We start from the raw sequence: 23,340 nt of genomic DNA on the forward strand, positions 1-23,340 counted from the left end.
CTAACACTCGATAGAGATTACAATTCAGCTCTCAACATCAAAAAAGAAGGCATTCGCTTATTAGCAAGTGCCTGATGAAATTAAACTCTTGGAACAAGAGGGTTAGCTTGGTCCATTTCGTCAGCTACCAAAAGTGGCGATTACCCAAGAAGCCCCCACTTCAAGCAACCCGTAAGGGTGGTAAGTGGTGGGAGTAGTTCACTGAACGCTTTTTCATCAATAACAAATTTTTCGTCTAACTTTTCTATAGCCATTTCAGTGCCCTCCTTCTCTTCGCACACACTAACCCCCTCACATAAATAAGTATATATGTTAGTATATGCAACCTTTAATTAAAAGATTGCATAAAACCAAAAAATAATCTAAAAAAAGAGTTATGGCAATTGCAAGTGTTCATACCAGTTACTCTAAAACTTGCTATTTTCTAACAACCTTATTAAGCAAGTTTTAGATTGTCTGTAGTTTTAAAATTTCCTTATTTCCTTAATAACACGTGAGATCGGTAATCCCATGACGTTATAATAATCCCCGGTTATCTGCTTTACAAACAGGGCTCCTAGGCTTTGAATGCCATAAGCCCCTGCTTTATCATAAGGGTCATTTGTATCGACATACCAATCTAGTTCTTCTTCGGTTAATGGCCAGAATTCGACTTCAGTCTTTTCAACAAATACTACTTCATCGTCTTTGGAGCGAAGCATTATTCCTGTATATACTTCATGTGTATCACCGCTAAAGTTCTTCATCATTTCGTAAGCTTCTTTACGACTTTTAGGTTTTTCGTAAATAGTATTTTGATAAGAGACAACGGTATCAGCTGATATAATGATTTCATCGTTATGATGAAGTAGAACGTTGCGACCTTTTAGAATCGCTAGTTGTTTTACTTTTTCAACTGGGTCATGGGTTATAATTTGTGATTCGTCAACGTCTGGTTTACGAATGGTGTAGGGTTGTTCTATTTGTGTTAACAGTTCTTGTCTTCTGGGAGATGATGAGGCTAGGATTATTTTTTTCGACATGGTTGATCTCTCCTTCTAATTCAAGTTTTAAGAATTATTGTATGGTTAAAATATAACATATGATAAGGTGTAAATAACCAACAGAGGAAGCGATTATTATGAGTGAGTTAATTTGGAAAGAAAAGATCAATATAATGGATGTAGATGTGTATTGTGAGTATTCATTTAATGGGAAACCCCCGATTATCTTAATTCATGGATTTCTAGCATCTACTTATACATTTAACGAGATTTTACCCAAATTAACCGAGCATTACTCTGTTGTAGCTATTGATTTACCGGGATTTGGTCAAAGTGAGAAATCTACAACATTTAATTATTCATTTAAAAATTATACGAAACTTGTTTTAGCGATTATGGATTACTTTGATTTTGAAGATGCTTTTTTTGTAGGTCATTCAATGGGTGGACAAATCGCGTTAAATGTGGCTAGGCACTCACCAAGTCGTGTTAAAAAGTTAGTCCTTCTATGTAGTTCAGGATATCTGAAAAAGTCGAATCGGTTTCTTCGTTATAGTTCCTATTTACCTTTCTTTCATTGGTATGCCTATCGATACTTTAAGAAGAAAGATGTTCGTAATGTTATGGAGGAAGTTTTGTATGATCATTCATTAATTACTGATGAAATGATCGAGCAGTATAAACAGCCGTTAACGGATATGAATTTTTATAAAGCGCTTCTAAGGTTGTTGCGTCATCGGGAAGGGGATTTGTCCCAAGAAGCACTTATGGAAATCGACACACCTGTATTGTTAATTTGGGGGAAAGAGGATGAAGTTGTTCCTTTAAAGAAAGGGGAAAGACTACATCAAGATTTACCAAATTCTGAGTTAGTTGTCTATGAGCAAGCAGGACACTTAATTACTGATGAACGACCAGAGGAAGTGTATGAACAGATTGTAAGGTTTGCAAAATAAAGACCAGCTTAAAGAGAAGTGTTTCCCCTTAAGCTGGTCTATTATTTTATGCATTAGCACGTTTGAAACTAAACGTAGCAAGGGCAATGATGACGATCGTAAATCCAACGATAAAGAGAATTTCTTCAAAGACGGTAACTTGTCTACCGAATACAGTGATGTTGAGTCCCATCGTTTCTTGGATTGAAGCTGATAATTTCTCAACATCAATCATAATCTTTTTCATGACATCAACCCCATAGGTTACGGGATTAAGCTTGACAATCACATCTAACCATCCAGGCATATTATTAATTGGAAATAATGCCCCTGATAGAAAGATCATCGGTAAAACAAGGATATTGACAATTAACTGGAATCCTTGAGTTGAACTAATAACACTCGCAAACAATAAGCCAACACCAGATAGAGCTGCGCCAAATAAGAACATAAATGGAATGACTTGGATGAGTGAGAAGAGATCATATGACAGTCCAAGTAATGGGATTAAGGCGAATAAAAGCACGCCTTGAATGGTTGAAACAGTTGCTGCTCCTGCCATTTTACCAATTGCGATACTGACACGTGAGATTGGTGAGACTAATATTTCTTTCATATAGCCATAATTCTTATCTTCAATGACTGACATAGCAGAAAACACTGCCGTCATAAGAAGGGTCATAGCGACAATACCTGGAAAAACGAATTCGATATAGTTAAATTCATTTGAATCCACACCGATATTTTCGACCATCATGGATTCCATCGTGCCACTTAACCCACCACCAAAGATTAATAGAAATAAAATCGGCATGGTAAATGAGCCGAATAAACGAGCTCGATCTCTTAAAAATTTGATTAAATCGCGTTGCCATATGGCGATGATTCCTTCCATATTAACACTCCTATTCCCCCGTAGCTTGAATTTCTCGGCCGGTAAATGCTAAAAAGACATCATTTAAAGTCGGTTTACGAATGTTTAGTGTTGTGATTGGAATTTCTAACGTTTTAATAAACGATGAAATAAAAGCATCGCTACTTGCGACTTTAAGGTGAATTGTATCGCCATTTACAGTAACATCAGCATTTTCAACCTTTTCATTGATTTCTTTTAAGGCTTGTTCATTATCTTCAGTTGATAATTCGATTAGATCGCCACCTAGTTGGTCTTTTAGTGAAGTGGGAGAATCAATCGCAATAATTTGTCCTTGGTCCATAATGGCAACACGATCACTAATTTCTGCCTCATCTAAATAGTGGGTCGTTAAGAACATTGTAATTCCTTCTTGTTCTTTAAGCTTTAAAATGTATTTCCAAAGGTGAGCGCGAGTGTTAGGATCAAGGCCAACAGTTGGTTCATCTAGAAATAGTACTTTAGGATAATGCAATAAACCACGAGCGATTTCTAAACGCCTTTTCATTCCGCCAGAATATTCTTCAACGCGTTGGTTCTGCTCATCGACTAAATCAACAATTTCAAGCACTTCATGAATTCTGGTGTGACGTTTGTCTTTAGGTACATTATAAAAGCGACAATGAAGCATTAGATTTTCATTGGCAGTTAACTTTTCATCCAAAGTATTTTCTTGAAAGATAATCCCAATGCTTGAACGAACCTCGTCTTTCTCTTTATTGACATCATAGCCGTTAATGACAATTTGACCAGAAGAAGGTGGTAGCATCGTACAAATCATATTAATTGTTGTACTTTTACCAGCCCCATTTGGACCTAAGAAGCCAAAGATTTCGCCTTCTTTGACTTCAAAGTTAATGCCTTTAACAGCATCGACTTTTTTATATGATTTCTTTAAGTCTTTAACAGTAATAACTGAATTCATTTCGCTCCCCCTTAGTTTAGAAAGTTATGCTATAATAACTATTAACTATTATAAACTAAATGTCAAATAGTACTTTAAGTCAAGGTGGGGATATTTTGAGCAATCATTTACATGCAAATGACTTAGTCGATGAGGCGTTATCAGCTTTACCTTATATTCCTAAGAAACTATTCGGACAAGAGCAATTACTTCAAACTGGTGACTTACATCCGTCGCACTTTCATATTTTACATATAGTTCAACAATTGGGTCCCATTCGAATGTCAGAGATAGCACAGGCCTTAGGGATTAATAAATCAAACTTAACTCCTTTAATTCAAAAGCTAATTGACTATCACTATATAAAAAAAGAGAAGTCATCTCATGATCGTCGCGTCACGTTTATTCATTTAACAAATGAAGGACAAGCCTTTCTAGAAGATAAGAAGAAGATGTTAGAAGAGAAAGTGGAAAACCGTTTATCGACTTTAACGAAAGATGAGCAAATCCAGTTAAAACAAGCCTTTAAAACGATTAGTTCTGTATTATCAAAGTTAGATTAATGAGTGAGAAGGAACTTCATTTCGTGTATCGAATTAAATAAGGAGAGGAGGAATTAACATGACAGTTATTAAAAAGAGTAATGTTGTAGAAGATTTCCACGGGACGAAAGTGGAAGATCCGTATCGTTGGCTAGAGGATTCTAATAGTGAGGATACATTAAAATGGGTTGAAGAAATGGATGAGCAATCTGAAGCTTATTTTAAAGGTGCGCCATCTAAAGAAAAGGATCGTGAGCGTTTAACGGAGCTTTGGAATTATCCGAAGTTCTTTGTACCAACACGTGTGAAGGATAAGTTGTTTTATCAGAAAAATGACGGACTTCAAAATCAAGCAGTTCTATATGTACTAGATGAGGATGGCGAGTCTAAAGTCATAGATCCGAATGACTTAAGTAATGATGGAACAGTTGCGATGACGAACTTTTCTTCGAGCCAAGAAGGGCATTTATTAGCTTATGCAACTTCATCACAAGGTAGTGATTGGCAAGAGGTTTATGTGAAAGATCTTAAATCAGGTGAAGTGTTAAGTGATCACTTAAAGTGGGTCAAATTTACAACATTAGAGTGGGCGCCAGATGACTCAGGGTTTTTCTATAGTCGTTTTCCAAATCCAGAGATTATTAGTGAAGATGAGCATGGACAGTACCATAAGGTTTACTTTCACCGAATTGGGACAGACCAAAGTGAAGATGAGTTAATTTATGAACGTTCAGATGCTAAAGATTATATGTTTATTCCGTTTGTTACCACTGATGGAGAGTATATTTGTATATATTCAAAGCAAGGGACAGCTGCACAAAATCTTTTTTTTGTTAAAGAGTTGGATTCAAAAACTGACTTTCACCGCTTATTAGATGAGGGTGATGCGCAATATACTTATATTCATAATGAAGGTTCGCGTTTTTATTTTAAGACGAATTTGGCGGCTCCCAAAGGTCGAATTATTTGTATTGATCTGAATCAGCCTGAACGAGAAAACTGGGAAGAAATCATTAGTGAGCAAAATGATTTAATGCATGCTGTAAAGTTTATAAATGGACAGTTCGTTGTGGCGTTTTTACACGATGCGCATCATCAATTACAGGTGTATAACTTTGATGGTACTGAAAGCCATCATATAGAAGTGCCATTACTGGGTTCAATTACAGATTTAACAGGAAATCATGATCAATCGGAAATGTTTTTCGGGATGACTTCTTACTTAAGTCCAACAGTTGTTTATCAATATGATTTAAATACTAATGAGTTAAGTATATTTGCTGAATCAGAATTAGCAGTGGAAACGTCACAGTTTGAAACTACACAAGTGTTTTATTCATCAAAGGACGGCATGAGTATTCCGATGTTTATAACAAAACATAAGGATTTACCTTTAGATGGTGAAAACCCAGTTATATTATATGGTTATGGTGGCTTTAATATTAGTTTGCCCCCTTCATTTAACCCTGCAATTCTACGTTGGTTAGAAAAAGGTGGGGTTTATGCGGTTGCTAATTTGCGTGGTGGTTCAGAGTATGGTGAAAAGTGGCATGAGGCTGGCATGCTTGAGAATAAACAGAACGTATTTGATGACTTTATTGCAGCTGGTGAATACTTAATTGAAAAGAAATATACGAAGAAAGAAAAGCTTTCGATTATGGGTGGGTCGAATGGTGGTCTTTTAGTTTCGGCTTGCATGGTTCAGCGCCCTGATCTATTTGGTGCTGTGATTTGTCGTGTCCCAGTTATTGATATGCTTCGTTATCATAAGTTTACGATCGGGAAGTTTTGGATTCCAGAGTATGGTAGTGCTGAAAATGAAGAACACTTCCCATTTTTATACAAATACTCACCTCTTCATAATGTTAAAGTAGGTGTGAATTATCCACCTGTCTTAATTGCAACGGCTGCGAGTGATGACCGAGTTGTCCCAGCACATGCGAAAAAATTCCATGCGACATTGTTAGAGAAGTCACCGGATACAAAATCGATTTTACGGTTAGAATCTAAAGCAGGACATGGTTTAGGGAAGCCGACTTCGAAGTTAATTGAAGAGTGGGTGGACTTTTACGCATTTTTAGAGCGGGAGTTAACTTAATAGGGCGATTTTGAAACAAAATTAGTTGTCATAATAGAAAATCCGAACGATTCATCTTAAATGAAAGCGTTCGGATTTTTGTGCTTCATCTTTCCTTTTGTTGTTTGTATTCTTTTAATTAAAGAGTGACATTTTAAAGATGGGCACTATTTAATCAATGGGTGCGAAAAGTCATGATCAATGGAGGTCAGTGGTATGCCATTTTTATCAGTTGATGATATGGGGTTATATTATGATATAAAACTAGTAATATCGTTCCATTGTTGAACATGTAATCGCTCCTTTTTAAAGAAAAATTTAGTAACTAAAAGACAAGTAAACTTGATAGTAATCATTAATTTTTGTAAAGTTTTTTCTCGAAAAGTTGGATTTATTTAGAAGAACTTTTGTTCAAAATATTATAATGAAATTTTTTACAATAAATACAAATAACACGATTTTGTATTATAATAATAGTGAGCAAAGTAAAAGGAGAGGTACTTAATGGGAAGTAAGCTCTTTTACAAAAAATTAAATTATAAAGAAAGGTTTATAAGAACAATTTGGATGTGGATTTTCGCCATATTTTTAGTCACCTTTGTTTTATTTCTTGATGTTCCGACAGGTCCTGTAATTGTATTTTCTATAATCATGGCAATCACCGGTGTCTTTCAGTTAGGTTTTAATTATTCAAAATGGAAGGAAATGGAGAAGAAAGGTTCAAAAAGTCAATGAATAAAAAAGCCTTTACACCATATTGATGTGAAGGCTTTTTTAGTTCTTAAATTAATTCAATTATTCACATATATCATTTCTTCACTTGCAAAAGAGTGAGATCTATTCACAGAAGTTCGCCATAGCGTTAAAAACGTAAAACCAAAAGTGAATCTTATGAGGGTGTAATCTAAACAGGCAAGTAGCAGCCGTACGCTCTTGTACTTACACAGTTTAGATTACACTCTCTATATGGATGATAAATTGTAATTATATCTTTTATTTAAAGTGGCTTGACGTTTAAGATTTTGTAGCTTATGATATTTATAACTGAATAGGAAAAAGTTGGGTTGGCTTGTAGCACGCTATAAGTCATTAAAAGGGAAGTTCGGTTCAAATCCGACACGGTCCCGCCACTGTAATTGGAAGTTTTCTATTAAGATACCACTGTCAATAGACGGGAAGGTAATAGAAAATGATGATCATGAGTCAGGAAACCTGCCTATCTTTTTACGCCATTCAACCTACGAGGATAGGGAGGTGTGCCAGCGCATGATGAATTTTTAAGTTTATTTTACATAGTGTCGCTGTAGCATAATGTAAGTATACATCTCTTCGTTGTTGAAGAGATGTTTTTTTTGTTGGATTAGATCGATTAATTTGGAGGGGAATATAGTGAATAGATTTAAAGGAAAAGGAATTAAAAGTTCATTCATTGTTTTTATTGCAACGATTTTTTTAATTGCTCAATCAGGCATGTATTCGAGTTCACCTGCCTATGCAGATGAATTGCCTAGTGGAGTAACCATTACAGCGATTGATGAAGACGGGGAAGATGTATTTGAAACTAAAGCTGTTTCATTTGAAGACGAGGATACAGCATTTGATGCGTTGGATGACGTAGCAGAAGTGACTTATGAAGATACAGACCTTGGTCAATTTATTACAGGTATTAATGAAAACTCACCTGAAGAGGGTTATTATTGGGGATTTTTTGTTAATGGTTCAACAGCTGATGTAGGTGCAGAAGGATACGAGTTAGATCATGGAGACAATCTATTATTTAAGGTCGTAGATGAAGACATATGGCCACATACCACAATTGATGTTAAGGTATCGGCTGTTGGTTTGAATGATGAAGAAGTTTTACCGGAAACGAATGTTGATATTGTTAAATTTGGAACAGCATACGATGCAATACTCCAAGCAACAGACCAAGAAGGTATTAACTTGGATGTTTCTGTTGATTCCGAGTTTCTAACATTTATTAATGATCTAGATGATGCCCTTGATGATTCTTTTTACTGGGGCATGTATCTAAATGATGACTCTATGGAGACAGGTCTTGTTAATTATCAAATGCAAGAAGGGGACCACTTGGAGTTAATTGCTACTGAGCTAATTGATGAAGACTCTGGAAGTGATGATTCTGAAGGAGAACAAGGAAGCAATGATGGAAAAGAAGAATCTACAAATGAAGAGGAAGTAGATGAGCCTGAAAGTGATAATCTAGAGGAATTAACACTTGAATATATTAAACAATTAACAGATGAATCGATTGATTATCTCTTATCAAATGACAGCCTGGATTGGTATGGATCCATTACCCTGAATGCATTAAAAAGAGATGTAGCGCAACAAATTGCTGAGGATTCGATTGAAAGTGTTGTAGTGAATGAAGGTGAATTTCGACTTGTTACAGACGCAGCAAGAAACATTTTAATTTTAACTGCTGCCGGTAAAGACGCAACGGATATTGAAGGGTATAACTTGATAGAAAAATTAACAAATCATGAAGGCATGACAAGTCAAGGTAATAATGGCCCTATTTATTCCTTATTGGCGATTAATAGTGGTGGTTATGATACAGAAGACGATGCAACATGGTCAAAAGACAAATTGATTGAATACTTAATTGAAGAACAGTTGGATGATGGTGGTTGGTCTCTTTTCGGCAATTCCTTTCATGTGGATTTAACCGGTATGGGACTAGCAGCACTTGCTCCATATCAAGGTGATGAAAATATTAAAACCGTTATTGACAATGCAGCAGCCCACTTATCAAAAGCTCAACATGAAGATGGTGGATACCCAGATCCATTCCATGGGGGGGATTCCAGTCCATCAATAGCAATGGCTATAACAGGACTTGTATCGGTTGGTATTGACCCAACAGGTGAAGAATTTACCACTGAAAAAGGCGTTAATTTAGTGGAGCGTTTACTTCAATTTCGAAATGATGATGGCGGCTTTGACCAAAATATTGGTGATGATGAATCAAATAGTATTGCTTCTAATCAAAGCGTATTTGGCTTAGCAGCATACTATAAGTTTCTAAATAATGATGGAGCAATATTTGACTTTAGAGTGACTGGTGAGGATAAAGATAAAGAAGATGAGCAAGAAGATCAAGAGCAGCAAGATGAAGGTAAGAAAGAAGAAGATGAAGAAAAAGAAGAAGATAAAGATGTGGATGTTCCAAAAGAGCAAGAAGATAAAATCGATGAAAAAGAGGACGATCGAGGTGAAAATGTTACAGGTGTAATAGAATCTAGTACGGATGACAAGAAGGATTCAACTGAAAATAATAATGATGTAGATCAAGATACTTCAAATGAAAATACTGAAATCAAACATACAGCATCAGGTGAAGAGCTGCCTGATACGGCAACATCCAATTATACTTTTATTGCAATCGGAATATTTATGGTGATTGCAGGCATTATGCTCGTTGTTTTTAAAAGAAGACTACGTGTTAATCTTTAAGTGAGTTGATGGATAATTCAGGTTGACTGGATTACCTGATGCTTACATCAAAGAGGAGGTAATTACCATGAGACGTCTACTGATTCAGGTCATGCTTGGTTTTATTCTCTTTTTTATAATAGGTTGTTCACCGGAAGAACCACACTCTAACCAAGAATCTTTAACTGATGTAAATGAGGTTGGAGAGGTAGAACGGGTAGTTGAGTATAAACAATCAATAGCACCTGATTTATTAGATACATTACTAAACAAAAAAGAAAATAATAAACAGGTTGAAAAAAGGGAAGAAACTGAAAAAGAAGATTCTTCTATTGATGATGAAGAGCAGGGTCATAGTAGTGATGAGGGAAATTCAACCCATGAAGAAAGTGATCAAAGCACCACCACAGAATCAAATAGTGATGAAGTAGAAGAGTCCAATGAAGATTCAAGCCAGAATGACTCAGGAAGCTCCTCTTCAAATAGAAGTTCAGAACAATCAAATGACTCCAGTGAAGGGGATTCAAATCAAAATAGTGAATCTAATGAAAACGAAAATGATGGGCAGTCAGACGATGATAAAAAAGAATCTGAGAGTACAGTCACTGTTTCAATTACAACCGGGGATGTAAAAGGAACCATTTTACCTGAAACGGAAGTAGCGCTAGAAGATGGAGATACTGCATTAGATGTTACACAACGAATAGCCCAGAAAAAACAGATTGATATGAGTGTTCGTGGCTCTGGTGCTACTGCGTATGTTGAAGGAATTGATGGTTTATATGAGTTTGATGAAGGACCATTAAGTGGATGGCATATAAGAGTGGATGACGTTATGATTGATCGAAGCTCTGGTATCTATTCAGTTCATGAAGGGCAATCCGTTGATTGGAGTTACACAGTGAATTATTTGGAGGATTCAGATTGGTAAGAGGGATTCAATCATTCCATCCTTTCGTTTTATTGGTTTATTATGTGCTGATTATTATTGGATTAATGTTATATCAACATCCTTTATTTTTGTTAGGTGCCCTATTTCTAATAGGTACCTTTAATTACATTTTAGATAAAGGAAGGGAATTAAAAAAATGGGGCTTTATGATTGGAATGATGAGTACACTCATCATTCTTCTCACCCCGATTTTTAATCGTAGGGGTAATCAGATTTTGTTTCATCTTTTTGATCAGCCAATTATGCTTGAAGCAGTAATCCAAGGGATCATGATTGCTTCAACTTTGGTGGGGATTTTAGCTATTTTCGTAACATTTAATATCGTGTTAACACCGGATAAGCTTTTATATTTATTTTCAAAGGTTTTGCCTCAATGGGCGTTACTCACTATGCTGTCAATGAGGTTTGTTCCACTTCTGATTAGAAAGGTCAAAGAAATGATGAACATCCAGCAAGTTAAAGGTCTAGCAATTAATCAAGGCTCTGTTCATAAGCGAGCCAAAAACGGGATGCAGATTATGCAAATGCTTTTAACTAATGCATTGGAGGATTCGATTCAGGCGGCTGATTCAATGTCAGCACGAGGGTATGGATTGCAGAAGAGAAGCAATTATAAGGCTTTTAAGATGAAATCGAAAGACTGGCTGACATTGGGCTATTTAATGGGCTTTGCTATTATTCTCTTATTTGGTTGGGCCAAAGGCGATGGAGTATTACAGTTAGAGCCTGTCTTAGAAACAATCATGTTTAGTGGAAGCGAGTATATTTACTTCATCACTTGGCTGTTTTTAATTGGTTTTCCAATTTTGACAGAAGGTAAGGAGGTCATTCATTGGAAATACTATCAATGGAAAATGTAGGTTTTACCTATCCTGATTCCAACGAGGAAGTTTTGAAAAGCATTAATTTTACTATTCACAAAGGGGATTTTATAGTTCTATGTGGTAGTTCTGGAAGTGGAAAGTCAACATTATTAAGATTAATTAAGCATGATCTAGCTCCGCACGGCGATTTACAAGGTGATATTTACTATAAGGAGAAGCGATTGGAAGATCATTCACCAATTAGACGGGCAAAGGAAATCGGAATGGTCTTTCAAGATCCTGAAAACCAAATAGTAATGGACACGGTGATGAATGAGTTATTATTTGGGTTGGAAAATATGGGGTATAGCACTCCGGAAATGAATAAAAAGATTGCTGAAATGACACAGTTTTTTGGTTTAAATGGTCTCTTAAAAAAGAAAACAGATGAATTATCAGGCGGGGAAAAACAGCTAGTTAATTTGGTATCCGTATTATTACTAGACCCAGATATTATTCTTTTGGATGAGCCAACTTCACAATTGGACCCTATAGCAGCAAAGGAATTCATCTATACTTTGGAGCGTTTAAATGATGAATTTGGAATTACAGTTCTGATTGTTGAGCATCGATTGGAAGATTTATTTACTGTTGCTGAATATGTGATGGTTATGGATGAAGGAAGGATCTCATATATAGACATGCCAGAAGAAGTTGTCAAAAAGCTAATTAATCACCCTACACTTAGTCGTTTTTTACCGAGTGCATCTAGAATATTTTTGAATTTTAGTGAAAGTAACGAGTCTAAACAAATACCGATCACCGTAAAAGAGGCGCAAGGATGGTTAGAAACACAGGTGATTCATCCATCAAAGACTATGGAGAAAACGAGGGATGTAAATAAAAATATTCTAAAGCTAAAAGAAATTGACTTTCAATATGTTAAACGTGTACCTCCAGTATTACATAATTTATCACTGAATGTATGTAAGGGTGAATGGCATGCCATTCTTGGGGCGAATGGAACTGGTAAATCAACATTGTTAAAGATCATTGCTGGTCTATTAAAGCATCAGCATGGCTCCATTAAGTATGACGGCAAAAAAATCAAAAATAATTATCATGAAATAGTTAGTTATTTGCCACAAAACCCTGCTTTGTACTTTGTTCAAGATACATTAATGAAAGAATATAGAATGCTTGCTCGACATTTTCAAATAGAAAATGCAAATGAAAAGATATCCCAACTTCTTAATCAGTTTCAAATTTATGATTTAAAAGACAGACATCCTCATGATTTAAGTGGTGGTCAATTACAAAAAGCAGCCTTAATTGGAACGTTACTGACGCAACCTGCAATTTTACTGATTGATGAGCCTACTAAAGGATTAGACCCGGAATCAAAAAGTAGATTAGCAGAAGTATTAAGAACGTTAATTAAAGATGGATTAACCATTGTTATGGTTACACATGATGTTGAGTTTGCTGCAAGCTATTCTTCTAGGAGTAGTTTGTTATTTCAAGGACAAATAACAACTACTGAAGACACTAGAAAGTTTTTTAAAGAAAATATGTATTATACGACAACGGTGAATCGGATCACAAGGAAGTCTAATGCTCCATCAGTTATAACTATAGAGGAGGCAAACGAGAAATGGCACGTTCAAAAGGACTATTAATCACATTAAGTACTATTTTTTTTATAGTACTTGTGAGTGCTCCACTATTAAGTGCACGTCATTACATGTTGTTTAGTATACTCATGTTATTGATCTCTTTTGTCCCGTTTGTGATACGCTTTGCTCAAAAAAACCTGTCAAGTCGTGAACTAGTTCTCTTAGCCATACTAGGAGCCATTGCAGCAGTTAGTCGAGTTCCTTTTAGTTCTTTGCCTAGTGTACAGCCTACTACCTTTGTCATTATTGCAACAGGTATTGTTCTTGGTCCTCAAAGTGGATTTGTTGTTGGGGTATTGGCTGCAATCGTTTCCAACCTTTTCTTAGGTCAAGGGCCGTGGACACCGTGGCAAATGTATTCTTGGGGAATGATTGGCTTGGTTGCAGGGTTACTGAATAATAGGTGGCTTATGAAAAACATGATTGGTCGTTGTATATACGGCTTTATCGTGGGCTTTTTATTCGGTTGGGTGATGAATTTATGGTTTGTTATTGCAGTCATTCAAGAGTTCGATTGGAATGCCATTATTCTTTATTATAGTGCAAGCTTTTGGTTTGACCTTGCTCATGCTCTTTCCAATGTGTTTTTCATATTACTATTTAGTGTAACATGGATCAAAATATTAGAACGCTTTAAGCGAAAATATGGATTATTTAAAGAGACGTAGATTCTCTTAAGGTTGTGTGCTGTTGATTTTCATAGAAGGAGGTTGATCGCTTTTGAGAAAATGGTTTTCATTGATATTAATTGGTGGAGGGTTATTCTTCCTTGTGTACGGTGGCTGGCAGGTTTTCTCAGGAAATATAGCTCAAGATGAAGCATTAGGTAAGGCTCGTTCGGTAGTCTCTGCATCAGAAAATGTTCAAGAAAAAGGGGTTGTACCCGAGGATTTTAACCCTGCTACTGACGAGGTGATTGGAATTTTAGAAGTTCCTAGACTTGATGCTGAATTGCCGATAGTTGAAGGAACAGATGAAGATGATCTAGAACAAGGGGTTGGTCATTATTCAGGCACTGCCTTTCCTAATCAAAGTGACCAAATTGTTCTATCAGGTCATAGAGATACCGTCTTTCAAAACTTTGGAGACTTAGAAATAGGCGATCAGCTCACTGTCCAAATGGAATATGGAACATTTACATATGACATTCAGGAAACTGAAATAGTTGATGCAGACGACCGAACCGTGATTCAATCTACTGCTCCAGATGAAGTTTTAGTATTAACGACATGTTATCCATTTGGTTATATTGGTAATGCCCCAGATCGTTATATTATTTATGCTACTCCAACAGAAACTGATTAAGCAACTATACTTCTAGAAGTTATTAGTTCAAATGAAAAGGTGTATATTTGGAAATTATTCATTAATGAGACCAGTATTGAACCACTTAATATTAATCCTAGCTTAATTAGTAACCACTTTTATCAATACCACATAGCCTTGTTTTGTATTCTTTTTAAAAAGAAAGCCATTTTAAAAAGTAAGTGAATTTTTAACTTATGTTAAATGGAGGTCAGTGGTATGCCATTTTTATCAGTTGATGATATGGAGTTATATTATGAAATAAAAGGGGAAGGTGAACCGATCTTATTCATACATTGTCCTGTCTTTCCAAGTGACGTGATGCGACCACAAAGTCAAAATTTATCTAAGTCTTATCAAGTTATAAATTTTGATTTAAGAGGACATGGTAAAAGTTCAGCTTCTAATGAAAAGTGGGATTTCACAACAATTGTAGAAGATATTAAGTCTCTTTTAGACGACATTAATGTAGGGCCTGTTTGGGTATATGCCTATTCTGCTGGCTGTTCAATTGCATTTGAATTAGCAATTTCAGCTCCTAATTACGTGAAAGGGTTAATTCAAGTTGGTGCAGTAGATGAAGTTGATAGTCCGATTTTAACTGCTGTTACTAAAGGAGGTGCAGCAATATCTAAAAGAGGTATAACCAAAACGATTGGTTTCTTTGGTTCATTTAGTAATACACGAAAAATAAATGTCCTATTTCCGTTAATGAAGTCAGCACTAAAAGCAAATCCGATAGATGCGGAGTCGTTTTACCGTGCTTACTTAGCTTATAAATGTACTGAGAGGTTGAATGAAATAAAGAAGCCGACTCTATTAGTTTATGGTGAATACGACAAGCTTTTAGGGCGTTATGGTTATAATATTGCAACAGAGATTAGAGATAGTCAGATAGAAATAATTGATGGTGCACGCCATCAAATTCCATCAAACAAAAGTCAGGAACTCAATACCATTATGCACAATTTTTTATCTAAAAATGTTTTGTAATGAAATGAAAAGCGCCGGGGTTTAGGACCCCGGCGCTTTTGTTACTTCCCTAATATTCTGGTGAATACTAAATTAAATGACAGGACGACTTTGCACGTGTTGTTCTAATTCCTCTACAGAGTCTTTAGTTCGTTTAACATTTTGTATAATAAAATGACTTTTCGGTATAGTTGGCATTCGTTCTAAGCTAAAGGTTAAGTCTTGCTCAGGTAGCTCATAAGTCATATGACCAACCAAGTATTTAAAAAATGTTCGCATGACCATGACGGCTAACCATTCACCACCACAACGATGACCAATATGAAAATCACCGCCACCTTGTGGAATAAAGCTAAACGGGCTACCTTTCCAGCCTTTAAACCTTTCTGGGATAAACTCTTCTGGTGACTCCCAATCATCAGGATGTCTGTTTGTTCCATATAGGTCTAATACAACTAGTTGATCTTTTTTGAAATGGTAACTTTGCCAGTAGAAGCTCTTCTTTACTTTGGCAGCCATAGCTGGTGCGAATGGATAAAAACGACGCACTTCTTGTGAAAACATATGGCTATAGCTGTCTTGGTCTTCTTGCATTTTTTTAAAAGTTTCCGGGTATTCATGAAATGCTAATGCACCAAAAATAATAAAATATGCTGCTGCAACCAAAGGGCGGTAAGTGTTGTTCAATTCAACAGCTGCTGTTTGTAAGTCGAGCAGTTTTCCGTTTGGCTCACGATGATTAGAAACAATGTAAGCAGACGTATAGGCTGGTGGTTTGATTTTACCAGAGCGTATATCTTTAATAATTTCTTTAAGCCACTTTTCATGACGATCTCTAGCTCTTTTACCTTGGCGAAAACGAGCAATAGAACCACCAAATGAATCGACCATTTTGTTAAGCTCGTCTGTTCGATCCTTCACCTCATTCTCCTCTACAGGTACCCCAACCCATTTCAACCCCGCTCGAGTTAATATTTCTCTTAATTCATCGAAAAGAACGACTTGTTCTTTATTCTCCCAGTTCTTCACTTTGGCATCGAGTTCGTTAACAGCAATATTTTTCATATCTTCTAGACGTTCAGGTGTCACTAATGATAAGTGCATCCGTTTTCTTTGTTTGTGTAATTCCCCGTCTAAACCATGAACACCGCCTTGTCCGAGTAATGATTTTTTAAGAGGAAGTGGCGCTGCACCTTTTCGTTTAAAGATCGTGTTGTCATAAAACATTTCTGCTGCTTCTTTCCCAGCCATGCAAATTGTTTTTTTCCCCATTAAGCGTGTTTCAAAAATGTCTGAGCCTAATTCTTTACGTCTGTTCGGTAAAAAGTGAAAGCCTTGGTCAATAAGTGTCAACGTATGGTCAATTCCACCTGTTTTAGGGATTGGCTTTTTTACTTTCATGTTTTCAGCTCCTTATATTAAACGTCACACTATCCAAGTCTTAGTATTTCAGTAATTTGTATGATTTATGAATAATCTATACGAAATCTTTACATGTGCTTAATACTAGCTTAATAAACGGTAAGTAAAATGAGATCTGTAAGGAGTTGTGAAGGACCTAGCTTGTTCTCGTTTCTTAAACTCAATAACGACAAGCTTTGTTTTCCCACATGCTTAATTCTTAAAAAAACAGGGGGATTTTCAAGTGGATCAAAAAGTAAAGAAGTTTAGCTTGATCTTTTTACTAGGTGTAATGTTGATGTTTGTTGTTGCCTGTGCTGAAGAGGAAGAAGAAGGAGTGTCGACTGATTCAGAAAGTGATGAAGATGTTGTTTCAGCAAGCGAGGATAGTGAGGAACAAAATGAGCTAGAAGAAGGTCCAGAAGGTTACTTAAGTGCTCAAGGATCAGATACTATGGTTAACTTAGGCCAAGCTTTTGCAGAAGCTTATATGTCGGATTATCCAGGTGATGTTGCTGTAACAGGTGGAGGTACTGGAACAGGAATAGCAGCATTAATTAACGATGATGTTGATATAGCACAAGCTTCACGAGCTTTTTCAGATGAAGAGGTAGAAGAAGCGCAAAATAATGATGTCGAAGTTCAGGCGTTTGTTGTTGGGCAAGATGGATTAGCGATTTATTTAAATGAAAACAACCCAGTTGAAAACCTAACTATTCAGGAGCTTAAAGACATTTTCACTGGAGAAATTACAGAATGGTCTGAATTAGGCTGGGATGAAGGTGGTACGATCTCAGTATTCTCAAGACAAAGTAACTCAGGTACGTATGTGTATTTCAATGAAAATATAATGGGTGGTGAAGACTGGGCTTCAGGCACTCAATTTATGTCTGGTTCAGCTGCTCTTGTAGAAGGTGTGGCTCAAGACGAAGGTGGTGTTGGTTATAGTGGGATTGGTTATAACGAAGACACTGTGAATGTAGTGAATGTCGCTATAGACGAAGACAGTGATTATGTTACCCCTTTAGAAGCTGAAAACGTAAATGACGGCTCTTATCCGATTGCTAGACCTTTATACTTCTATACAAATGGTGTACCAGATGGATTAATGTTGCATTACTTAGACTGGGTGCTTAAATCAGAAGAAGCAACAGAACAATTAAATATAACAGGGTTTTATGGAATTGGTGATTATGAAGAAGAAAATATAGAACTTTATGAAGAATTAGGTTTGGATTGGTAAGAGCTTAAGAATTGCCAAGGAAGTGACTCTTTCCTTGGCTCATACATAATCAAGGGGGAGGATGTCTTCATGAGGCCACCAGGTTTAAAGGTAGTAAATGATATTGGGCAATTAAATAATGTATCTAAAAAGAAGCTGACACAAAAGTCTTTTGTTACGAACATTAATGACTATTTAATGGAAAAGGTGTTTTTACTGTTAGGTACCTTTGCGATTTTTATTTTAGCTTTAATTGTTGGTTTTTTATTTCGTGAAGGAATGGATGCCTTAAGAGAAGTAGGAATAGGTGAGTTCTTGATTCATCAGAGCTGGTACCCATCTTCTAGTGATCCTAGGTATGGTGCGCTACCCTTTATTATTAGTTCAATCATGGTAACGGTTGGAGCTTTAACCTTAGCAGTGCCGTGGGGGATTTTTACGGCGATCTTCATCGCAGAAATAGCTCCTAAACGATTAAAGGAAATACTGAAGCCAGTTGTTGAAGTGTTTGCTATTTTTCCTTCTGTCGTATTAGGGTTCATAGCTTTAGTAGTTCTATCACCCATGGTAGCTAATGTATTTAACTTGTCTAATGGTTTAACAGCTATAACTGCCTCAATCATTCTGTCTGTGATGGCATTGCCAACGATCATAAGTATAGCTGAAGATTCTCTCAATAGCGTACCTAGTGATTTTAAAGAAGCGGCTTATGCATTAGGTGCAACAAAATGGGAAGTAGTGAAAGACATATCTTTACCAGCAGCAAAGTCTGGGATTATAGCTGCTGTTATGCTTGGATTTGGTCGAGCAGTTGGTGAAACGATGACAGTATTAATGGCTGCTGGTAATGCAATTGATATGCCGATACGCGAGTTTTTAGGTGTTACAATCCCTGATTTCCTAACTTCAGTTCGAACACTGACAGCTAATATTGCAATTGAAGGCTCAGATGTAGCGTGGGGAAGCTTACATTATAGTGCGCTTTTTGTAGTTGGGATCATTTTATTTGTCATCACTTTCGTTGTGAATCTAATTGCAGATATTCTCATTAATAGACAGCGAGGAGCGATGCGAAATGACTAACACAGCAATACTTAGGAAAAAACAGATCAAACAAAATATTTGGATTTCAATTTCCTATACATTTGCTTTAATTACAGTGATCACCTTATGCTTGTTGTTTTATTGGATTTTACGTGGCGGAGCAGAAGTCATTAGTTGGTCTTTTATTACGCAAATGCCTCAACAGAATATGACAGCAGGAGGTATTTGGCCAGCAATTGTTGGGACAGTTTACGTTTCAGTCTTAACTATCACCATTTCAGTCCCTTTAGGAATTGGGGCAGCGATTTATTTAAATGAGTATGCTAAACAAGGAAGACTTGTACGAATGATTCGATTAGCGATTCGTAATCTTTCAGGTGTGCCTTCAATTGTATATGGTTTATTTGGTTTAGGATTATTTGCTGCGACATTAGGGTTTGGAAGAAGTTTATTAGCAGCTGCATTAACACTTTCTATTATGGTACTACCTTGGGTTATTACTGGAGCGGAAGAGGCATTAAAGTCAGTTCCACGTAAATTTCGAGAGGGAGGATTGGCTTTAGGGGCGACTAAATGGCAAACGATCCGTCAATTAGTATTACCACCTGCTATACCTGGGATGGCCACTGGGGCTATATTAGGATTAGCGAGAGCGGCTGGTGAAACAGCCCCAATCATTTTAACAGGAGCTGCTTATTATTTGCCGATAATTCCGCATGATATAAAAGAACAATTCATGGCATTGCCATATCATTTATATATTTTAGTAACTCAACACTCCGAAACGGCAACAGTAAGGCCAATTGCTTTTGGTACAGCTTTAGTCTTAATTGCTCTAGTTATTCTACTGAATAGCTTTGCTATAATGATCCGCAACCATTTCCGGAAGAAGAATGAGTTGCTATAACTTTAATGAGGAGGAGAGCGTATGACATTAAAAATAGCTGATCCTGTGAAATTAGATTTGGATAAGAAAAATGAATTATTTGAAGATACTCACGCTAATAAAGTTTTTGAAGTTGAATGTTTAAATTTATGGTATGGGCAAAATCAAGCATTAAAAGATGTTAATTTAACGATTAATGAAAAGCAGGTAACGGCAATCATCGGACCATCTGGCTGTGGGAAATCAACATTTTTAAAGACTTTAAATCGAATGGTAGAGTTAACACCAAATGTTCGAACAGATGGGGAGATTATTTATCATCATGTTAATGTCTTTGATCCATCAGTTAACTTAGTAGAATTACGTAGTGCAATTGGAATGGTCTTTCAAAACCCTAACCCATTCGCGAAGTCAATCTTTGATAATGTTGCTTTTGGTCCACGTATTCATGGTGTTAAGAATAAGTTTAAGCTACGAGAGATAGTAGAAAAAAGTTTAAAACAAGTAGCACTTTGGGATGAAGTTAAAGATCGTCTTAATGACAATGCACTAGGTTTGTCTGGTGGGCAACAACAACGTTTATGTATTGCACGGTGTTTAGCTGTGGGACCAGAAGTGATATTAATGGATGAGCCAACTAGCGCATTAGACCCAGTCTCAACAGCTAAGATTGAAGAGTTGATTGGTGAGTTGAAGGAGCATTATAGTATCGTTGTCGTTACTCATAACATGCAACAAGCTGCACGAATCTCTGATAATACGGCTTTTTTCTTACACGGTGAAGTGATTGAGTATGATCGAACTGATCGAGTATTTTCTTTACCATCAGACCCGAGAACTAAAGATTATGTCAGTGGCCGTTTTGGATAAGGTTTCTCTTACTTTTAATAATGAGATTTACGCGTCGCTAGAAACGTATGAGTCGTTAATAGCGATCAACTTGATTTGTTGGCGTTTGTGTCCATTTATTAGCTCTCAAGCTTTTTGAACTAGCACTATCGAAACTCTAAATCCGAACGAGTTCAAATAATGACTCGTTCGGATTTTCTATTATTACACCATTATATCTCAACTTTGGTATATGTCGTTAATTACTGTTATATATATTAAATCAATTTGTTTAGTTTATTGCTATCTTTACAAATTCTTAACACTATTAAGAAAATTCATCATGTAGAATAGTAATTAAGAGTAATACGTAGTTTATAAAGGAGAGGGTTCTTTTGGCTGAGAAAGTATTAGTTGTTGATGATGAAGCTTCAATTATTACATTAGTTCAGCATCATTTGGAGCAGAGTGGCTATGAAGTATTATCTGTTCAAGATGGGAAAGAGGCCATTAATTTAATCAATACAGTCTATTTTGATTTAGTTATATTAGATCTTATGCTACCTGGCCTTGACGGAATGGAAATATGTAAAAAGCTTCGTCAACAACAGTATACAATTCCTATATTAATGCTGACAGCAAAAGATGATGAATTGGATTTGATCTTAGGTTTAGAGTTTGGTGCAGATGATTATATGACCAAACCATTTAGTCCTAAAGAACTAATAGCTAGAGTTAAAGCTTTAATGAGAAGGGTAATTGATTTTAATTCGAAGTCTCAAGGTGAAATGATTACAGTTGGGGATTTAAAGATTTATGTCCAAGAGTATGAAGTTTATTTTAAGGATAAACTATTAACACTAACACCAAAGGAATTTGAGTTATTATTATATTTAGCCAGACATAAGGGTCAAGCTTTATCCAGAGAACAACTAATGAGTGCTTTGTGGGGGTATGAATATATAATAGAAACAAGAATTATTGATGTTCATATCGCAAATTTGAGAGATAAACTAAGTCAACATTACATAAAAACAGTTCGCGGCGTAGGTTATAAGTTGTTAACACACTAGACAGAAGTTTTTCTGCATTAGATAAGGAAGAATGGTGATCTTGGAGGATCAAATAAAAGTTGGTGTTTTAACGTTATTAATAAGTAAGCTTTAGTTACCAATAAATGATAAACTTTTCTGAACATTCTCCTGTTATAATAGATATATAGTCATATTTATAGGGGGAGTTCAGCATCTATGAATAAAAAAAAATGGTTAATCATTGGGTTTAGTTTCTTATCACTTTTAATGGTGGTTAATATATTGGCGAGTAATTTCTTTTACGATTTAGCTATTAAGCGAGAGCAAAAAGATTTTCTAGCAGATAATGAAGACCTTGTCGTGTCTGCGAGTGCGATGAATGTATTTTTAGAAGGTGGTTGGCGTGAGTGGGTGAATACCCAGTCATTCGAAAATTGGGAGATGGAATCGTATGATGGTTTAACGTTACAAGGCTATTATTTAGAAGCTGAAGAAAAGATAGATCGCACAGTAGTCTTTTCTCATGGGTATCTTGGTCAGGGTCGAGATATGGGGCTGTTTGGACAATATTATTATGAAGAGCTTGGGTATAATGTACTCATGTCTGATATGAGAGGACATGGTGATAGTGATGGTGATTATATCGGGTTTGGTTGGCATGATCGGCTTGATTTAATTGATTGGGTTAACCGTGTTATTGAGCATCAAGGATCAGATGTTGAAATTGTGTTGCATGGCTTGTCTATGGGAGCAGCAACGGTTTTAATGGCAAGTGGTGAAGAATTGCCTGACAATGTTAAAGCTATTGTGGCTGATAGTCCATATACAAGCACTTATGACTTGTTTGGTTATCAAATGAACCGCATGTATAACCTTCCATCTTTCCCGATTTTACCTACTACCAGTGTTGTGGCACAGGTTAGAGCAGACTATTCATTAAAAGAAGCATCTGCATTAGAACAAGTAAAAGAGACGGATATCCCGATTCTTTATATCCATGGTCAAGAAGATACTTTTGTCCCAACGTCTATGACTGAGGAGTTGTATGGAGCAACGAATAGTCATACAGAAATGAAACTGTTTGATAATGCAGGTCATGGAGAAGCTTTTGCTATTTATGAAGAAACGTATGTAGAAAGACTGAATGATTTCTTGAACCGTTTTGTAACCAAATAGAGGTATAAAAACGAAAAGCGAGCTAGGAACTAAAAAGATAGAATAATGAAAAATCCGAACGATTCATCATAAATGAATGCGTTCGGATTTTTTGTTTAGGAAAAGCGCGAGCGCTGATAAAAAGAGGTGAAATGCCCATCTTACCTTTTTAAGTAATGCGCAGGGCGTGGCGTTTTCTGATACGATTAGTTCTTTAAAAATTGATACATATCAATCTGATTATTACAA

The 23,340-nt window shown here is 36.2% G+C and carries 21 protein-coding genes and 1 riboswitch; of the genes, 17 read left to right on the forward strand and 4 right to left on the reverse strand.

Annotated elements, in window-relative coordinates; translation table 11 throughout:
* Positions 1-464: 464 nt before the first annotated feature.
* Complete coding sequence (locus ABDZ63_RS14315; protein WP_343784646.1) at positions 465-1,022, reverse strand: Maf family protein; 558 nt, start codon at positions 1,020-1,022, stop codon at positions 465-467.
* A 98-nt stretch (positions 1,023-1,120) separates the two neighbouring features.
* Between ABDZ63_RS14315 and ABDZ63_RS14320 the strand changes: the two genes are divergently transcribed.
* The gene (locus tag ABDZ63_RS14320) at positions 1,121-1,939 is read left to right on the forward strand and encodes an alpha/beta fold hydrolase (RefSeq protein WP_343784647.1); all 819 of its coding nucleotides are present in this window, start codon (positions 1,121-1,123) and stop codon (positions 1,937-1,939) included.
* 46 nt (positions 1,940-1,985) lie between these two features.
* Here the strand turns inward: ABDZ63_RS14320 and ABDZ63_RS14325 are convergent, their stop codons facing one another.
* A complete protein-coding gene (locus ABDZ63_RS14325; RefSeq protein ID WP_343784650.1) occupies positions 1,986-2,813 on the reverse strand; it encodes an ABC transporter permease in 828 nt (275 codons plus the stop codon).
* A gap of 10 nt (positions 2,814-2,823) precedes the next feature.
* Positions 2,824-3,756: an ATP-binding cassette domain-containing protein gene (locus ABDZ63_RS14330; RefSeq protein WP_343784653.1), complete on the reverse strand. Its 933-nt coding sequence runs from the start codon at positions 3,754-3,756 to the stop codon at positions 2,824-2,826.
* Positions 3,757-3,851: 95 nt separating this feature from the next.
* Here ABDZ63_RS14330 and ABDZ63_RS14335 point away from each other — a divergent pair, with 95 nt between their 5' ends.
* The 10 genes from ABDZ63_RS14335 to ABDZ63_RS14380 all read left to right on the forward strand — a co-directional run bounded on the left by ABDZ63_RS14335 (position 3,852) and on the right by ABDZ63_RS14380 (position 15,542).
* Entirely contained in the window at positions 3,852-4,298 is a 447-nt protein-coding gene (locus ABDZ63_RS14335) for a MarR family winged helix-turn-helix transcriptional regulator (protein WP_343784655.1), read from the forward strand.
* Between the two features lie 58 nt (positions 4,299-4,356).
* Complete coding sequence (locus ABDZ63_RS14340; protein WP_343784657.1) at positions 4,357-6,375, forward strand: prolyl oligopeptidase family serine peptidase; 2,019 nt, start codon at positions 4,357-4,359, stop codon at positions 6,373-6,375.
* Between the two features lie 483 nt (positions 6,376-6,858).
* On the forward strand, positions 6,859-7,089 hold the full coding sequence (locus ABDZ63_RS14345; RefSeq protein WP_343784658.1) for a hypothetical protein: 231 nt from the start codon (positions 6,859-6,861) through the stop codon (positions 7,087-7,089).
* Positions 7,090-7,398: 309 nt separating this feature from the next.
* Positions 7,399-7,588: riboswitch (cobalamin riboswitch) on the forward strand.
* A gap of 155 nt (positions 7,589-7,743) precedes the next feature.
* Positions 7,744-9,834, forward strand: coding sequence for a DUF4430 domain-containing protein (locus ABDZ63_RS14350; protein WP_343784659.1), 2,091 nt, complete (start codon positions 7,744-7,746; stop codon positions 9,832-9,834).
* 67 nt (positions 9,835-9,901) lie between these two features.
* Positions 9,902-10,744: a DUF4430 domain-containing protein gene (locus ABDZ63_RS14355; protein WP_343784661.1), complete on the forward strand. Its 843-nt coding sequence runs from the start codon at positions 9,902-9,904 to the stop codon at positions 10,742-10,744.
* Entirely contained in the window at positions 10,738-11,625 is an 888-nt protein-coding gene (locus ABDZ63_RS14360; protein WP_343784663.1) for an energy-coupling factor transporter transmembrane component T, read from the forward strand. The genes ABDZ63_RS14355 and ABDZ63_RS14360 overlap by 7 nt, the downstream gene beginning before the upstream one ends.
* Positions 11,598-13,247 carry an ABC transporter ATP-binding protein gene (locus ABDZ63_RS14365; RefSeq protein ID WP_343784665.1) on the forward strand — a complete coding sequence of 550 codons (1,650 nt, stop codon included), beginning with the start codon at positions 11,598-11,600 and terminating at the stop codon, positions 13,245-13,247. Before ABDZ63_RS14360 ends, ABDZ63_RS14365 begins: the two co-directional genes overlap by 28 nt.
* Complete coding sequence (locus ABDZ63_RS14370) at positions 13,223-13,912, forward strand: ECF transporter S component (protein ID WP_425541995.1); 690 nt, start codon at positions 13,223-13,225, stop codon at positions 13,910-13,912. The genes ABDZ63_RS14365 and ABDZ63_RS14370 overlap by 25 nt, the downstream gene beginning before the upstream one ends.
* Positions 13,913-13,964: 52 nt before the next feature.
* Positions 13,965-14,549, forward strand: a complete 585-nt coding sequence (locus ABDZ63_RS14375) for a class D sortase (RefSeq protein WP_343784667.1) — start codon at positions 13,965-13,967, stop codon at positions 14,547-14,549.
* A 219-nt stretch (positions 14,550-14,768) separates the two neighbouring features.
* On the forward strand, positions 14,769-15,542 hold the full coding sequence (locus ABDZ63_RS14380) for an alpha/beta fold hydrolase (protein ID WP_343784669.1): 774 nt from the start codon (positions 14,769-14,771) through the stop codon (positions 15,540-15,542).
* 72 nt (positions 15,543-15,614) lie between these two features.
* Here ABDZ63_RS14380 and ABDZ63_RS14385 read toward each other — a convergent pair whose 3' ends face one another.
* Positions 15,615-16,922 (reverse strand): cytochrome P450, encoded by a 1,308-nt coding sequence (locus ABDZ63_RS14385; protein WP_343784671.1) that lies wholly within the window; start codon positions 16,920-16,922, stop codon positions 15,615-15,617.
* 244 nt (positions 16,923-17,166) lie between these two features.
* Here ABDZ63_RS14385 and ABDZ63_RS14390 point away from each other — a divergent pair, with 244 nt between their 5' ends.
* From ABDZ63_RS14390 to ABDZ63_RS14415, 6 genes are all read left to right on the forward strand, one after another.
* Positions 17,167-18,165 (forward strand): PstS family phosphate ABC transporter substrate-binding protein, encoded by a 999-nt coding sequence (locus tag ABDZ63_RS14390; protein ID WP_343784673.1) that lies wholly within the window; start codon positions 17,167-17,169, stop codon positions 18,163-18,165.
* Between the two features lie 69 nt (positions 18,166-18,234).
* Positions 18,235-19,227 carry a phosphate ABC transporter permease subunit PstC gene (gene pstC / locus ABDZ63_RS14395; RefSeq protein WP_343784675.1) on the forward strand — a complete coding sequence of 331 codons (993 nt, stop codon included), beginning with the start codon at positions 18,235-18,237 and terminating at the stop codon, positions 19,225-19,227.
* Positions 19,220-20,095: a phosphate ABC transporter permease PstA gene (gene pstA / locus ABDZ63_RS14400; RefSeq protein WP_343784677.1), complete on the forward strand. Its 876-nt coding sequence runs from the start codon at positions 19,220-19,222 to the stop codon at positions 20,093-20,095. Before pstC ends, pstA begins: the two co-directional genes overlap by 8 nt.
* A 21-nt stretch (positions 20,096-20,116) precedes the next feature.
* Complete coding sequence (gene pstB / locus ABDZ63_RS14405; RefSeq protein ID WP_343784679.1) at positions 20,117-20,944, forward strand: phosphate ABC transporter ATP-binding protein PstB; 828 nt, start codon at positions 20,117-20,119, stop codon at positions 20,942-20,944.
* 353 nt (positions 20,945-21,297) lie between these two features.
* Complete coding sequence (locus tag ABDZ63_RS14410) at positions 21,298-21,975, forward strand: response regulator transcription factor (protein ID WP_343784681.1); 678 nt, start codon at positions 21,298-21,300, stop codon at positions 21,973-21,975.
* 177 nt (positions 21,976-22,152) lie between these two features.
* Positions 22,153-23,112, forward strand: coding sequence for an alpha/beta hydrolase (locus ABDZ63_RS14415; protein ID WP_343784683.1), 960 nt, complete (start codon positions 22,153-22,155; stop codon positions 23,110-23,112).
* Positions 23,113-23,340: the final 228 nt, after the last annotated feature.

Origin of the sequence: Alkalibacillus silvisoli, from assembly GCF_039521975.1 — a bacterium.
GTDB classification, from domain to species: Bacteria; Bacillota; Bacilli; order Bacillales; family Alkalibacillaceae; genus Alkalibacillus; species Alkalibacillus silvisoli.